The sequence below is a fragment of the Sorangium aterium genome (assembly GCF_028368935.1).
Lineage (GTDB): Bacteria > Myxococcota_A > Polyangia > Polyangiales > Polyangiaceae > Sorangium > Sorangium atrum.
In genome coordinates this window covers 2,012,863-2,027,965 of sequence record NZ_JAQNDK010000002.1, presented here as the reverse complement: position 1 = coordinate 2,027,965, position 15,103 = coordinate 2,012,863, and the positions used below count along the sequence as shown (strand labels likewise).

Below are 15,103 nucleotides of genomic sequence, written 5' to 3'. Positions count from 1 at the left end.
GCGCGCCCATCGGCGGCCTGGCCGGACAGAGGCGCGCCGGGGTGGCCTGGCGGACAGGCGCGATCAGCGCCCGGACGACGGCGGATCGCCGCCTACGCGCCAGCGCTCGACGAGCTCCGGGAGGACGGTCGAGGCCATCTGGAGCAGGTGCGCCATGTGGTGTTCGGGCGTGTTGCCCCGGAACCCACGGACGTGGAGCTCGCCGACGCTCGCCTCGGTGGTCGGGATCATCTGCTTCTCGAGCTTCTTCGAGACGGCGCCCTCGGCCGCGCGCAGCCGCAGGTGCGGGGGCGCGTCCGACGCGGGCGACCGCTCGACGTGGTGCCCTGCCGCGGCGTCGAGCAGGTAGCTGGCCGTGGCGGTGGAGCTGGCGTACGCGATCGGGTCGATCTCCGAGTGCGTGATGGTGAACAGCAGCTTGTCCGAGGCGGCGAGCTGCGCGGCGCGCGCGAACGAGGCGAGCTGCAGCGGGTTGAGCCCGCTCGGCTGCTCCGGGACGAAGCCGCAGTGGATGCCGTCCGTGACGAGGATCGCGTCGAGGGTCTCGGCGCCGCGGCGGAGCTCCAGGATCTTGGCGATCGCGCCGTAGCCCGCGCTCCACGAGGAGAGGGCGACCCGGCGGAGCCGCGGAGTCGGCAGCCCGCGCTGCGCGAGCGCCCGGTCGATGTCCGCGAGCAGGCTCTCGTAGACGCCCGGCGTCGCGTAGAAGTCCTCGTACGCGCCCGAGCCGATGCCGAGGTTGATGACGGCGACCGCGGCGTTCAGCCCGGCGACCTCGGCGCTCTCGCGGACGAGCTGGGTGTTGCCGTGGAAGTGCAGCAGGAGATCGTAGCTCGACCCGGTGGGCCTGAACGTGTCGGGCGTGAAGAGCACGCCGCCGCGGATCGACGCGTAGCCCTCGTGCCGGATCGCGGGCGGCGGCGTCGCCGGCTCGGGCGGCGGCGCCGGCAGCTGCAAGCGCGCGAGCCCCTCCGGCGCGACGGCCGCGCTCGCGCCGGCGTCCTCGCGCGAGGAGCGCAGCGCGAGCAGCGACGCGCGGTTGACGGGGGTCATGGCGCGGAACGCCTCGGCGGAGGCGGCCGGCATGCGCGCGACGAGCCCGCGCGCGGTGATGGCGACGACGACGATCACGGTGGCCGCGGCCAGGACGAACGCCCCGAGGGCGCGCCACACGCGCGCGCGGCGCTCGCCCGGCGAGGGCGCGGACCAGGAGCCGTACGGCCCGGCCCCGGGGAAGGGCGGCGTCCCCTGCAGCGTTGGAGCGGCGAAATCGGGAAGGAACGCCTGCTCCTCCGGCGCGGGGGCCATGCCGAGGGGCGGCAGGTCGAGGGGAAGACCGCGATCCGGGCAGCCCTGGACCACGGTGACGGGCGGCGGCGTGGGCGTCGGCGATAGGTCCGCAGGCGACCCGTCAGCGCGCACGTTTCCCTTCATTTCGATACCCCTCCCTTACAACGGGGATGTAGCGCCCAGCCCTGGTTCGCCAGGCGCTGCGTCTGTTCCGTGAGCGCGCCGCACGGCGGCAGCACGCTGCGTTTCTGCTCCTGCCGTGAACCCGGAAGGCGTCGCGGCAGGCGGAGCATCGACCAGTACGGTCTCGAGCTCAAGCGACAACCGTTCCGTACGCGCATATTTAAGCGTGGCCGTAAGACCCTGGCCCCTGCTGGAACACGCGCGGGTGAGCCTGTCGGACCGCAAAGCGAGGGAGCGGGTGGGGTGTGCCCGGGGCCGCGCAGGTGCGCGCGAGCGGTGACGCGAGCACGCCGTGAGCACGCCGGCGACGAAACACGCACTTGCGCCCCTCTCCGGCACCCACCAAGGTGCTCGGCGCTTGCTCTCCCGAGAGGTCCGCTTCCTGCTCGCAGCGACGCTGCTCCATGCCGCCATCCCGTTGCTCGCGCGGATCGCGGGCTCCTCGGGGCCGGCGCTCGAGGCCCGCTCGAGCGGCGCGCGCCGCGAGGTGGAGATCGAGATAGAGCCCGTCCCGCCGCGCGAGCCGGAGCAGGACGAGGCGCGCGCGCCCCTGCCACGCGCGCCGGACGAGGCGCGGCCGCGCGAGGCGGAGCCGGTCCTCGGCCGGACGGCGCGCCGCGACCGGCGGCCGCTCGATCCGTCGGCGCCGCCGGAGGCGCCGGTCGAGCCGCGAGAGGGTCCCGTGGCGCCTCCGGCCCCTGCGCCATCGAGCGAGTACGACGGGCCGCCGAGCGCGCCGACCCCACCGCGGGGGGTGGCGGGCCTCGGGGGGGCGCCGGTGTGGCAGCTGCCCGGCGTTCTGCCGGATCGCGCGCCGCCACCGCCGGCGCCGACCGCGCCGACCGCGCCGCGCGAGGTCTCGGTGGACAGGGCCGGCGAGGTGCTGCGCGAGGCGATGCGCGATCGGGACAAGACGCTGGGGCTGGATCTGCCCGCCGCCGGGACGGTCGCGTCCGTGGTGGCGGACGCGGTGCGCTCCTCCGAGACGCCCGCGACGGCGCGCGCGGTGTTCGAGGTGCAGCTGAGCGGCGCCGGCGCGGTGCTCGGCGTGCGCGCGCTGTCGTCGACGGCAGGAGCGGCGGCGCTCTGGGCGCTGGTGGCGCGCGAGGCGGCGGCGCAGCTCGCCGGGCGCGTGCTCGCGATGACCGCCGCGTTCGCCAAAGGGGCGAAGGTCTACGTCACGGTGAACTCGTCGGTGCAGATGCCGAGCGGCGCCACGTCGGGCGGGATCCACCAGCAGGGCGCGGGCTTCGGGTTCGACGTCGCCGACATCGGGGCCCGACCCCGCCGCCTGGTCCAGTCGAGCTTTCGCGTCGAGGCGATCGACTGAGGCGCTCGGGCCGACCGGGGCGCGCGACGCGCTCGGGCGATCAGCGGCTCCGGCGCGCCCTCCAGCGCCTGTAGCGCGCGGCGCTCGCGGCGAGGCCGATCCAGAGCAGCCCGAGCAGGCTCAGCGCCGCCGGGGCGCCGGTGAGCCAGACGAGCGCCGGCATCGGCGGGCGCGTCGGACAGGGGCGGCGCGTGTCGAAGCGGCAGGCGTGATGCCGATCGAGCTCCTCCGCAGCGGCGCCGACCTCGGCCACGTCGTCCGGCAGGCCCCGCAGGGCCGCGGAGGCCATCATGTAAGCCGCAGAGGCGGCGCGATCGTACGCCGGGTCGGCCGGCACGCGGTCGCGCACGAGCTCGACCAACCGGGCGGCGCGCTGCGCCGGCGCCTGCTCGGCCAGCGCTCCGGCGAGGTGCCGCGCGAGCGCCTCGTCGAGCTGCAAGGCGCAGGCGACGGCGCGATCTTCCCCGGGCGTGAGGTAGACCGTCTCGCCCGACGCCGTCTGGCGCGGCTCCGTGCCGGACACGGCGACCGGCTTGCGAAGCGCGACCCGCGCCCCGCGGACGCAGCCCGGGACCCTCGGGAGGGCGCGCAGGTGCACCGCGGCGTAGCGCTGGTACGCGACGCCGGCGATCGCGCCGAGCGAGAGCGCCAGCGCGAGGAGCGCGGCGACCCGGCGCGCGCCGGCGCGCGCTCCGGCGCTGGCGCGCGCTTTCGGCGCGGCGCGCTCTCCGGCGCTGGCGCTCTCGCTCGGCGCGGCGCGCTCCTCGCCGGTCTCCGGCGCGGGAGCCGGCTCGCCGGAGGGCTCTCGGGACGACATGGCCGGCGGTATGGACAGCCGCGGCGACGCTGTCAATGCGCCGTCACGAGGGGGGCGCCGCGCCGGCGAGGCGCGCCACCTGCGCCCACGCGCGGGCCGCCTCCTCGTGCCCGGTCGCGGCCGCGAGCTGCGCCAGGAACTGCGCGCACGCCTGCTCGCCGTGGTGATCCTCGGCCTCGCGGGCGCGCGCGAGGGCGCTCAGCGCCTCGAGGAGCGCGCCCTCCGTGCGGCCCGCGGCGGCCAGCGCGACGCCGTACGCGAGCAGCGCCCGCGCCCGCTGCGAAGGCGACGCGTCGGCCTCCGCGGCGATCCGGAAGCGCCGGAGCGCCTCCTCCTTCGCGCCGCGCCCGAGCGAGATCAGGCCGGTCATGCGCTCCGCCAGATCGAGGTGCTCGCCGGTGCGACGGAGCTCGCCCACGAGCCGCTCGAGCGTGCGGAGGTCGCCCTGGACGAGCGCTTGCTTGGCCAGCTCGGCGAGGCGGACCGCGATGTCGTTCATCGACAGGACGGGCGACTCCGTGGTCTTCGCGAGCGGATCTCCGGAGGCGTCGCAGCACGGAAGGCCCACGTCCGGGGAGGTCGCGTCGGGAAAGTCCTGGGGTGCGTCGTCCGGTTGCGCCGCGAGCGCGCCGAGAGCGTGGGCGACGTCGCGCCCCGCGCTCCGCGGCGCGACGTCGCCCACGCTCTCGCGACGCTCGCCCTCCGCGGCGAGCGCGGAGGCCGCGCCGCGCTGGCGGGACGCCGCGCGCGCCTCGCTCGCCGAGCCGTCCGCCGCCCCGCCGAGCGCGTCGGGGCCGGAGCGCTCCCGAGCCGGCGCCGCGCGCTGCGGCTCCGGCACGTCGCCGACCACCTCGATGGGCGTGCGGTAGGTGGGCGGCTGGCTCGACGAGCTGTCCGGCGCCCCGTCCCGGGGCTCTCTCGCCGTCTCCTGCTCGTCGGCGAACGCGAGCAGCTCCGCGGCCGAGGACTCGAGCAGCGCGTCGCCGGCCGCGCGCCCGGCGCGCCCGGCGAGATCGGCCGCGGAGCGCCGGTCGCCCGCCTTCGCGGCGTGCCACGCGGCGTCGGCGAGGCCGAGCACGCTGGCGTGGTCCTCGACGACCCGCGCCGCGGCCAGGTGCCACGCGGCGCGCTCGCCCGGCGGGACGGCCGCGATCAGGGCGTCGCGCAGCGTGCGCGAGGAGAGCCGCAGCCAGCCGGGCTCCGGCCGGAAGGCCCAGCCGGCGCCGAGCAGCGCTGCCTGGACCGCGGCGACCTTCGGGGCGCCGGTGCCGTCGCACAGCGCGTCGATCGCCGCGTCCGACGCGTCCCCGCCGAGCGTCGCGAGCGCGGTGAGCACCGTGCGGTGGCCGATCGCGAGCAGGCGCAGGCGGCCCTCGATCGGGCGGAACGCGGGGGGCGCGGCGAGCTCGGCGCCGGTCATGGTGCGCGCGGGCCTGCCCCGCCCGGCGCTGCGCCGGCGCGGCCCGACGCTCCTGCCGATCCAGCGCAGCGCGCCGCTCTCCAGGGCCTCGCACAGGAGCTCGCGCACGGCCAGCGGGAAGGCGGGCGCGCGCGCGGCCCAGCGGCGCGCGCCCGCCTCGTCGATGCAGCCGTCGAACAGGCGGCGGACGAGATCCTGCGCGCCCGTCGCGGAGAGCGGCCCCAGCGTGACCGTCGCGGCGGGGGTGAGCGCGGTGAGCGGCGCGGGGAGCGGCTCCGAGCGCCCGAGCCGGGCGACGGCGCGCGGGCCGCCTCCCGGCGAGAGGGCGAGGGCGATCGCGTCGAGGCTCGCGGCGTCGACCTCGGAGGCGTCGTCGACGGCGAGCAGGCCGACGCGGACGTCGGACGGGGCGAGCCACGCGGCGAGCACCTCGGCGGCGATCCTCGGCTCGACGCCCTCGCCGGCGAGGAGCCGCGCGAGCGCGGGCTTCAGCCGATCCGGGAGCGCCGGCGCGCGGGCGCGGCTCTTCTCGGCGCGGAGCGCCGCGCGCGCGAGGGCGCGCCGGAGCGCGCCGAACGGCTCGCGCGAGGCCCCGATCGGCGCGACGAAGAGGCTCCGCGACGGCGCGAGCAGCCGCTCCAGCTCGTGGAGCAGCCGCGTGCCGCCGGCGCCGGGCTCGGCCCGGACGATCGCGAGGGAGCCGGGGGGCACGGCGAGCTCGGCGAGCTCGGCGTCGCGGCCGATGAGCGGCGGCTTGCACAGGCGCGCCACGCTCTCGGCGACCTGCCTGCGCAGCGGCTGCTGCGCGTCGAGGCGGAGGCCGCGCACCCGGCGCGCGCCGTCGATGCCGCGGTGGGCGCCGAGGGTCATGAGCTCGCCCGAGATCACGGCGGGGAGCGCGGGATCGAGGAGCACGTCGCCGGGGGGCGCGACGCGGGCGAGCATGACGGCGACGAGCAGCGGCTGCCCCCAGGACAGCGCGGTGAAGCGCCCCGCCTCGCCGACGTAGGTCATCTCGCCCTGCGCGATGCCGACCGCGAAGCGCGCGTCGGGGTGCACCCCCGCGTCCTCCGCGGCGAGCGCGGCGAGCAGCACCGCCTCCTCGACGTCGTCGGCGGTGAACTCGAAGGAGAAGGTCTGCGCGCTCCAGGCGCACAGGGTGGCGCCGAGCGCCTCGGCGCGCTTCTTCAGCGCGAGCGCCCTCGCGAGGTAGCTCTCCTCGCCGCGCGCCGCGCCGCCGGCGCCGCGCGCCGCGCCCTTCTGGCGCGATGGCGGCGCGGGCGCCCGCGGCGCGCCGCGGCGGCCGGGCCACGGCGCGACCGCGTCCGTGCCGTCTGGCTGCGAGAGGGCCGCAGTACCTCGAAAGGACACGACGATGCGCTCCGGCATTACGGCGAGTGTAGCGGGGCGCGGAGGCGGCGTGGGCGGTTCTCGGCGCGCGCGCCGCGGTACGATGGATCCCGTGATGCGCTCGTCTCCCCCGCGCGCCGTGAGGCCGGGATCTCGCCCGGCGCGCGCCGTCGCGCTCGCCTCCGCGGCGCGCGCCGTCGCGCTCGCCGCCGCGCTCGTCGCCATGGCGCTCCCCTCCCCTGCCGCTGCGAACGGCGTCTTTCCCTCGGCGGACCAGATCGTGTTCGACCCGGCGGATCCAGCGCGCGCCGTCGCCCGGATGACGTACGGCCTGCTGACCACGCGGGACGGGGGCGCGAGCTGGCGCTGGATCTGCGAGGGCGCTGTCGGGTACGACGACGCGGGCGGCCAATCCCCGCCCATCGCCGCGGCAGCGAGCGGCCGAGTGCTCGCCGCGCTGACCGACGGGATCGCGGTCGGCACCGAGGGCGGCTGCGTTTGGGCGCGCGCGCGCGGCGCCGAGCTCGCGGGGCGGGAGGTGATCGATCTCTCGGTCCGGCGGGGCGATCCGTCGCACGTCGTCGCGGTGGCCGCCGGGACCAGGCACGGCCTCTGGGCGTCGCGCGACGGCGGCGCGACCTGGACCAGCGCGGGGACGCCGCTCCCGGAGGGCTTTCTGGCGCGGACGGTCGACGTCGCGCCCTCGGATCCGCGGCGGGTCTACGTGAGCGGCCTCGCGAGCGAGGGCGGCTCGGTCAAGGGGGTGATCGCGCGCTCGGCCGACGGCGGGGAGACGTGGCAGACCGCGGCGGTGCCGGGGAGCACGACGTCGCGCGAGCCTTACATCGCCGGGGTCGATCCGCGCGACGCCGACGTGCTGTACGTGCGGATCGCGAGCGCGCCGGGGCGCCTGTTCGTCTCGATGGACGGCGGGGCGACGTTCGCGCCCGTGTTCGCGACCGAGGGCTTCGTGCGCGCGTTCGCGATCTCGCCGGACGGCGCGACGGTGGCGGTGGGGAGCGACATCGACGGCGTCTTCCGCGCGGCCTCGTCGACGCTGGCGTTCGAGCGCGTCTCGAGCGTCGCGCCGCGCTGCTTCGCCTGGACGGATTCCGGCCTCTACGCGTGCGCGAGCGAGTTCGTGGACGGCTTCACGATCGGCCGCTCGCTCGACGGCGGCGCGACGTTCGAGCCGCTGCTCCAGCAGGCATGCATCCGTGGTCCTCTGGATTGCGCGGCGAGCACGGCGGTCGGAGCGGTCTGCCCGACCGACTGGCCGAGGATCGCGCTGATGACGGGCCACCGGGACTGCACGTCGGACGCCGGCCCAGCCGCGGCCGGTAGCGGCACGAGCGCCGGCGCGACCGGCGCCGGCGGAGCGTCCGGCGTCGGCGGGGCAACGGCGGCGAGCGGCGGCGGAGATCGGGCGAGCGCCGCAGGCGCGGGTGGAGCGCCCGATGTACCAGACGGCGGGGCGCCGCCTTCCGGTGGGGCGCGACCGAGCGAAGAGGGCTGCAGCTGCCGCACCGGCGGCGCGGAGGACGGTCGGGCCGGCGCGCTTGCCGCCGCGTGCCTGGCGGCGGTCGCGGCGGCGCGGCGGAGATCTCGACGCGCTGGCGTCGCCGCACGAGGCGCGCTCGGCTGAGCCAGGACCAAAACGGACAGCCTCGCGGGTCGCTCTTCCGAGGTCGCGACGTGCCGGCGCCCCCTCGCGAGGGGGGGAACGTCGATCCGGAACCGAAATCGACAGCCTCGAGGGTCGCTCCTGCGAGGTCGCGACGTGCCGGCGCCCCCTCGCGAGGGGGGGGAACGTCGATCCGGAACCGAAATCGACGGCCTCGAGGGCCGCCCCTGCCAGGTCGCGACGTGCCGGCGCCCCCCTCGCGAGGGGGCCGCGTCGATCCGGCAACGCAGTCGACACCTCCTAGGGCCGCTCCGACAGCGGATGTGTCAGGGAGAGATGACGACCCGCTGCGTGGCCGTCCCGACGTCGCCGTTCGGGTCCTCCAGGGAGATCTCGATGTCGAGCGCTTGCCCCCGGATGGTCTCGACAGGGAGCCCCCGGTCCACCTGGAAGCGCACGCCATCGATCTCGCAGCGGCCCTCTCCGACCTTGTGCAGCGTGACCTGCGCAGTGAACGGAAGGAGCTCGAACTCCAGCTCGGGGAAGTACCCCTCCACGGTCAGGCGCGAGCCCATCTGGCGGAGGCCGGTCACGCGCAGCGCGAGCCACACGTGGTGGCCCCCTTGAGGGCCCGCCTCGATCGGCACCACCTCACCATGCTCCAGCGAGGTGAACGCGTCTTGCCCCTGCCCGATCACGACCGCGGGCGCGCCAGAGGACGGCGTCTTGCACGCGTCGCTCGCCGACGCGATCCACAGCGGGTCGTGGTCGTCGAGCGCGGACGGGGCGATGAAGGGGTCGACGCACGCCCCCGCCGCGCAGGTCGCGCTCGCCGCACAGGAGCTCGCGCAGCACGCCTCGTCGAGCGAGACGGGCAGGAGCACGCTCCGCCCGCCAGCAGCGCGGGTCGCGGCCTTCCGCGTCAGGATGGGAGAGGCCTCACCGTCGCGGAACGCCGCGATGGATAGCTCGATTTCCGCGCCGTCCCGCGCTGGCCCCACCTCGAGCTCCGCCGGGAGCGACAGCTCTCCCCTCCGATACGAGAGGCGCTCGGTGCGCGTGACGACGCCATCCACCTTCGTGGTGCTCTCGACGCGCTCGATATCGAAGCCGACCGCCATATCCGTCGTGAGGCCGACCACAACGAGCGCATCGGCCGAGTCCGCGTCGCTCCCGCAACCTGCGGAGCACAGGAGGAGCAGCGAGAGCAGCGCCTCGGGGATCGGCCGCACGCTCATCTGGGGTCGATCAGCTCGACGTGTGGGATGAACGCTTGCGGCGCCGCGCGAGCCAGCCGGCCACGGCCGCGAGCGCGGCGAACGGCGCGGCGAGGGAGGCCTTGCTCGCAGGCCTGAAGGCGCACATGCCGGCGGAGAGGTTCCCGTCGATGCCATCTGGACCGATGGTGACCTCCGCCTCGGCCTCCACGCTGACGCCCTGCGCGAGCAGCGCGTTCACGCACGCGGGGATCTGCGATCCGGAGATGATGTACTTCCCATTGCAGAAGAGCGCGCCGTCGCCGCTGCAGGAAGCATCGCAGTTCGCGCGGAACTCGTGCTCGCAGTCCTCGAACTCCTCATTCTGACACGTGGTCTGGCAGTCCATGTTCGCGTCGGCCGTGCACGAGCCGCCGCAGCACTCGATGCAGTGCTGGTAGCAGTCGCCGTCCACCGTCACGCACTGCGCGTCGCACTCGCTGTCGCAGTTCGCGTCCCACGTGGCGGCGCACTGGACGGCATCGACGGCGCCGGAGCACTCGACGTCCCGCGTGGTGGTGCACTCTTTGAAGCAGTTGTGGGAGCAGGTGATCGCGACGCCGCGGTCACATTCACCGCTGCACTGCTCGGTGCAGCTGTCCGTACAGCCCGCGTCCGCCGAGAGGGTGCACTCCGTCTTGCAGACTTGCACGAGCTTCGTGGCGCACGCTGTCTTGTAGATCCCGAGCTCGCTGCAGCCCGCGGAGCACTCGCCCGTGACGCGCACTTCGCAGTTCGACAGGCCCTCGAAGCGAATGTTGCCGCACTCCGGGACACCCGCGCTCGCCGGAAGAGCGGCCGTGAGACAGACGGTGATGCTCGCCAACCCGAACAACATGGATCTTCGCATAGGCGCACTCTCCTCCTCGACGGCCGCGAAAATTCGATCCTACACAAGGCGATTGCCGCGAGGAAGCGACATCTCCGCGGCGCACGTTTGCGCCGCACGGGATGCGTTGTGGGGTACGCGGGCACGCGGGCACGCCGGCCGCATGTGGAGACGTGGAGACGTCGAGACGCGTGTTGAGGGAGCTCGATGTGAAAGGGGGGCCACGGGCGCGGCGCCAGCGTCGTTTTCGTCCGCCGGCGCGACGGGCGCTCGGGGCTCAGTCCGCGGGCCAGGGGTTCGGCGGATCCGCCGGCGTGTAGGGCTGCACGTTCGCCTCCGCCCTGATGAGGTTCTCGATGAACAGATCGACGTAGCGCAGGTCGTCCTCGACGTCGGGGTCCGGATGATCCGCGAGCCACGCCTCGACGTTCGGCCGCAGCGCCTCGAGCGTGCGCCGCGCGGTGCGGGGGTCGGCGTCCGCGGCGAGCTGGGCGGCGAGCTTGAGCCCGGCGAAGAGGTTCAGCATCACGAAGCCCTTCTCGACGGTGTCGCCGGAGAAATAGCCGGCCTCCGGCGGCGCGTCGGGCGCGCTCGGCGCCTCGATGTCGACCTCCTGCGCGTGCGCCTCGCCCGTCAGCGGGTGCCGCCACGACAGCGCGAGGCTGCCCACGGCGCGCGGCTCCTCGACGCCTCGCTGGTCGGGCTTCGGCACGAGCTCGAGCAGGATGGCGCCTCCGCCGCCGCGCCGGCCGGAGCCGACGGGCTCCGCGGCGCTCGTCCGGCCGGCGAGGAAGAGGCTCGGGATGTGCACGGCGCCGCCGCGCTCGCCGCCCTGCCAGCCGTTCGTGCCGTACGCGCCGCGCACGACGTAGCCGTCGCCCACGGCGACGTCGAGCTCCACGTCGAGCGCCAGGGGCACGAGGAACGTCTTCACCTCCTCGGCGAAGACCTCCTCCACCGCCTTCGGGTCCTCGAGGAAGTAGAAGTTGCCCGCGCCGACCTCGCTGATCCCGCGCATCGCGTCGACGTCGAACTCGGCCCCGACGCCGACGGCCGTGAGGCCGATCCCCTTCTCCGCGTACCCGGCCGCGAGCGACACGAGCCGCTGAGGCGACGTGAGCCCCGCCGTAGCCACGCCGTCGGAAAGGAAGATCACGCGGTTCTGCCAGGCCGGATCGAGGTGCCGCTCGGCGAGCGCATACGCCGTGAAGAGCCCCTCGTACAGGTTGGTCGACCCCTGCGCGGTCAGGCCCTCGAACGCCTCTGTGAGCGCCTCCCTGTCCGAGCCCTCGGCCTGCTCGAGGACGACCTCGGCCGCGTCCGAGTACCGGACGAGCGAGATCCGGTCGGTCGGCTGGAGGGCGTCGATCATCTCGACGAGCCCCGCCCTGACGTAGGCGATGGGGTCGCCTTGCATCGAGCCGCTCGTGTCGACGGCGATGACGAGGTGCAGCGGCGGCCGCTCGATCGCGCCGAGATCCACGGGCGAGTTCATCCCGATCTGGATGAGCGTGCAGGGCGAGCCGCTGATCATGTTGCCCATGATCCCGAGCAGCCCGTGCATGCACACGTCCTCGCCGCAGGTCGCTGCCGGGTAATCGAGCTTGTGCTCGGCAAAGAAGCCGACGTCGTCGAGCGTGTCCGGCCCGGGGATCTCGCCGTCCTCGAGGATCTGCCGGAACAGGCCGAAATCCTGCGCGCCCCCCTGGGAGACGCCCACGCTGCCCGGGGGATCCGTCGGTGCGGCGACGCTGCCCCGAGCGTCACCGGAATCGGCGCAGCCGGCCGCGCCGAGCGCGGCGGCGGCGCTGAGCGCGAGGACATCATGGATGCGGAGCTTCATGGCGTGACCTCCTACGGCGCCGCGGTGGCGGCGACCAAGACCGACTCGAGCAGGCGGGGTTGATCGATGGGAACGGTGAAGCACTCCGCGTCACGCACGGGCATGTCGTCGGCGCGCACGAGGAAGAGCGCGCCAGCGCCCTCGGCGAGCTCCGCGCTCTCACCCGGCCGCAGCGAGGCGACCCCGGAGACCCCCTCGCCGAGGAGCGACGCCTCGAGCGGCGCGACGAGGCTTCCGCACGCGTCGTGGAACGCGTCGCAGCCCGCGAGCGGCGAGAGATCGGCCGAGAAATCGGCGGCGGGCTGCCGGCCGACCATCGACCAGCGGGCGAGCACGTTGCCCCGCAGCGCGAGCACGGCGTGCGTCGCGCTCTCGATGTGGATGCCGCGCGCGAAGGCGAGCTGGTCCCGCGGGAGCTCCGGGTAGCTGCCGCGGTCGATCGCGACGGAGCTCACGCGGAGGACGTCGCCTTCGCTGAACGGGATCGCCTCGGCAGGAGCGCAGAGGAAGAACGTCTCGCCGCGCTCGAGCGTGAGGGCATGACAGCCGTCCGGAGACGATGTCACGCCGGTGAGGACCCCCGCCCCGGGGACGGGCATGGTCCAGTCGAGCCCGCTCCCCGTGGCGTGGACGCCGCACGCGCTCGCGGGCGACGGCGTCTCGAGCGGCGGCGCCGGGAACACCGCCGGGTGCTCGGCAAGCGCGAGCCTGGCCCCGGCGCGCTGCAGGACGATCATCCGATCCGGCCGCGGGTTCTCCGTCGACGTGACGAGCAGCTGCTCGGGAAAGTCCGTCGCGGACCAGGCGAGGAGCGTGAGCGGCAGCCCGTCGGCGTCGATGAGGTAGGCGTCACACCCCGCGTTGCCGAGCGGGAGCGCGCGGCCGGGCGCGATGAGCCAGATCTCGGCGTTCGCGAACAGATCGCGCGAGAGGGCGCCCGTCGGGTCGTCGAGCACGACGCCGCAGTCGACCCGCACCGACTCCCGGAGGCGCCGCACGCGGATGAGCTGCTCGGTCCCGGTCGTGTTGCCGATCACGAGCGACGCGAGCTCCTGCGGCTGCGGCGGCATGCACCCCTCGGCCTCGCCGCACGGAGGCGGATCGTAGCTCGTGGCCACGCAGGACAGGCCGCCGGCCATCAGCGCAAGGCGGTGGGCGACCGGGCGCGCGGGCTCCGGCCGCGCCATCGCCTCGCCGAGCACGCGGTACGAGGCGAGGAGGACCGGCAGCGCGATGAGGTCCGTCGGGTCGACGGTGATCCGCCACGGGAGCGGCGTGAGCGCCATGAGCCCCTCGACCGCGCGGGCGGCCTCCGGAGCGAGCTTGATGGCCGAGAAGACCACGCCGACGACGAGGTGCGCGCCGAGGAACCCGCGGCGTGAGGTCACGCGGAGCAGCGAGGCGAGGACCGCGGGCGCGACAAGGAGCCCAGCGAAGTCGCTGAGCTTCCCGGTCAACCACCCGGGGAGCAGGCCGGAGCCCTTGAGGGCGTGATCGTTGAGGACGAGGAGCGCCAGGGCTCCCAACCACAAGGGGTGAAGGAGCGTTCGAGTTGAGCGCAGATCTCGAGCCATCGGGAGCTCTCCCTCCGTGCGATCAGAGGCCATCGCGGGTGGCCAAGCAAGCGAGCGAGGCGCTCGCCGAGGTCCGGCGCCAAGCAAGCGCCATACCCTGAACAAACCAACATGAATTCAATAAATTACACAGCACCGCGGCCGCGCGCCCCTGACGCCGGTGTCAGGCGTCAGGGGCGCGCGGCGGGCCATGGTTCGCGCGTTCGCGCCGCCCGAGCGCGTGGGCCGCTCCCGAGCGCCGGATCGGCCGGCGGCGCATCGGGCTCCGACGAGGGGCCGTGATGGCGGTGTTCGAAGGACAGAGGCCGTATGACGGCGCGCCGGACGAGCGCCGGAGGGGGCGATCTGCGCCCTCCGTCAGGGCTTGAGGACGACCTTGACGCAGTCGTCGAGCTTCTTGTTGAAGATCTCGTAGCCTTGCGGGGCGCGCGAGAGCGGCAGGCGGTGGGTGATGATGTCGTCCGCCCGGAGGTGACCGTCCTCGATGTGCTTGAGGATCCGGTCGATGTAGTTGTGCGCCGGCGCCTGGCCGGCTTGGAGCCTCAGGCCCTTGTCGAAGATCTGGCCCAGCGGGAAGTTGTCGTAGGGCACGCCGTAGACCCCCACGACCGGCACGACCCCGCCCCGGCGCACGGCGCTCAGGGCGAGCCGGAGGGCCGATATCGTCCCGACCTGGCCGTGAAGGGCGCTGGAGGCCTTCTCGAGGAGGCCGCGGTGGGCCTCCATCCCGACCGCGTCGACGCACACGTCCGCGCCTCGCCCGCCCGTCATCGCGCGGATCGCCTCGACGGCGTCGACCTTGTCGACGTTGACGGTCTCGGCCTTGGCGATCTCGCGGGCCTTCGTCAGGCGGTACTCTTCCCGATCGACGCCGATGACGCGCGCCGCGCCGCGGAGCCATGCGCATTTCATGGTCGCGAGGCCGACAGGCCCGCATCCGAACACGGCGACCGTCTCTCCACCCTTGAGCTCGGCCCACTCGATCGCCGTCCACCCGGTGGGGAGGATGTCGGTCGTGAACAGGACCTCCTCGTCGGTGAGGCGCTCAGGCACCTTCCGTGGTCCGACGTCGGCGTAAGGGACGCGCACGTACTCGGCCTGCCCCCCGTTGTAACCGCCGTAGAGGTCCGTGTACCCGAAGAGAGCGCCGCCCTTGCCCTCGAGGGTGCCGCCCTCGGGTCCGTAGTGCTTGGGATTGGAGCTCTCGCAATGGCCGGGCAGCTCCGCCTGACAGAAGAAGCAACGCCCGCACGCGATGGGGAACGGGACAACGACCCTGTCGCCCTTCCGCAGCTTCGTGACCTGCGGGCCGACCTCCTCGACGACGCCCATGAACTCATGGCCAAGCACCATGGGCTTCGCCTGGGGGAAGAAGCCGTTGTAGATGTGCAGATCCGAGCCGCAGATCGCTGTCGCGGTGACGCGCACGATGACGTCGGTGGGCTCCTCGATCCGGGGATCCGGGACGTCCTCGATGCGGACGTCCGAAGGTTTGTGGAAAACCAGGGCCTTCACGGTGCCTCCTTTCGGGTGACACATCGGTACGGGGCGCTCGGCGGCTCTGCGGGCCGGGCCGGCGCACAGACA

10 protein-coding genes are annotated in these 15,103 nt (G+C 74.6%); 2 read left to right on the top strand and 8 right to left on the bottom strand.

What is annotated here, in order from left to right; all coding sequences use genetic code 11:
• Positions 1 to 63: 63 nt before the first annotated feature.
• The gene (locus POL72_RS22615) at positions 64 to 1,422 is read right to left on the bottom strand and encodes a hypothetical protein (RefSeq protein WP_272097581.1); all 1,359 of its coding nucleotides are present in this window, start codon (positions 1,420 to 1,422) and stop codon (positions 64 to 66) included.
• Positions 1,423 to 1,831: 409 nt separating this feature from the next.
• On the opposite strand from POL72_RS22615, the gene POL72_RS22610 reads away from it, so the two are divergent.
• On the top strand, positions 1,832 to 2,803 hold the full coding sequence (locus POL72_RS22610; protein ID WP_272097580.1) for a hypothetical protein: 972 nt from the start codon (positions 1,832 to 1,834) through the stop codon (positions 2,801 to 2,803).
• A 40-nt stretch (positions 2,804 to 2,843) separates the two neighbouring features.
• Here POL72_RS22610 and POL72_RS22605 read toward each other — a convergent pair whose 3' ends face one another.
• Positions 2,844 to 3,620: a hypothetical protein gene (locus POL72_RS22605; RefSeq protein WP_272097579.1), complete on the bottom strand. Its 777-nt coding sequence runs from the start codon at positions 3,618 to 3,620 to the stop codon at positions 2,844 to 2,846.
• 43 nt (positions 3,621 to 3,663) lie between these two features.
• Positions 3,664 to 6,429 (bottom strand): hypothetical protein, encoded by a 2,766-nt coding sequence (locus tag POL72_RS22600; RefSeq protein ID WP_272097578.1) that lies wholly within the window; start codon positions 6,427 to 6,429, stop codon positions 3,664 to 3,666.
• 76 nt (positions 6,430 to 6,505) lie between these two features.
• On the opposite strand from POL72_RS22600, the gene POL72_RS22595 reads away from it, so the two are divergent.
• Positions 6,506 to 8,035 carry a WD40/YVTN/BNR-like repeat-containing protein gene (locus POL72_RS22595; RefSeq protein WP_272097577.1) on the top strand — a complete coding sequence of 510 codons (1,530 nt, stop codon included), beginning with the start codon at positions 6,506 to 6,508 and terminating at the stop codon, positions 8,033 to 8,035.
• A gap of 305 nt (positions 8,036 to 8,340) precedes the next feature.
• Here the strand turns inward: POL72_RS22595 and POL72_RS22590 are convergent, their stop codons facing one another.
• From POL72_RS22590 to POL72_RS22570, 5 genes are all read right to left on the bottom strand, one after another.
• Positions 8,341 to 9,252, bottom strand: a complete 912-nt coding sequence (locus POL72_RS22590; protein ID WP_272097576.1) for a hypothetical protein — start codon at positions 9,250 to 9,252, stop codon at positions 8,341 to 8,343.
• 10 nt (positions 9,253 to 9,262) lie between these two features.
• Positions 9,263 to 10,108: a hypothetical protein gene (locus POL72_RS22585; RefSeq protein WP_272097575.1), complete on the bottom strand. Its 846-nt coding sequence runs from the start codon at positions 10,106 to 10,108 to the stop codon at positions 9,263 to 9,265.
• A gap of 268 nt (positions 10,109 to 10,376) precedes the next feature.
• On the bottom strand, positions 10,377 to 11,942 hold the full coding sequence (locus POL72_RS22580) for a vWA domain-containing protein (RefSeq protein WP_272097574.1): 1,566 nt from the start codon (positions 11,940 to 11,942) through the stop codon (positions 10,377 to 10,379).
• A gap of 11 nt (positions 11,943 to 11,953) precedes the next feature.
• Entirely contained in the window at positions 11,954 to 13,474 is a 1,521-nt protein-coding gene (locus POL72_RS22575; protein WP_272097573.1) for a hypothetical protein, read from the bottom strand.
• 399 nt (positions 13,475 to 13,873) lie between these two features.
• Positions 13,874 to 15,031, bottom strand: coding sequence for a zinc-dependent alcohol dehydrogenase (locus POL72_RS22570; protein WP_272097572.1), 1,158 nt, complete (start codon positions 15,029 to 15,031; stop codon positions 13,874 to 13,876).
• Positions 15,032 to 15,103: the final 72 nt, after the last annotated feature.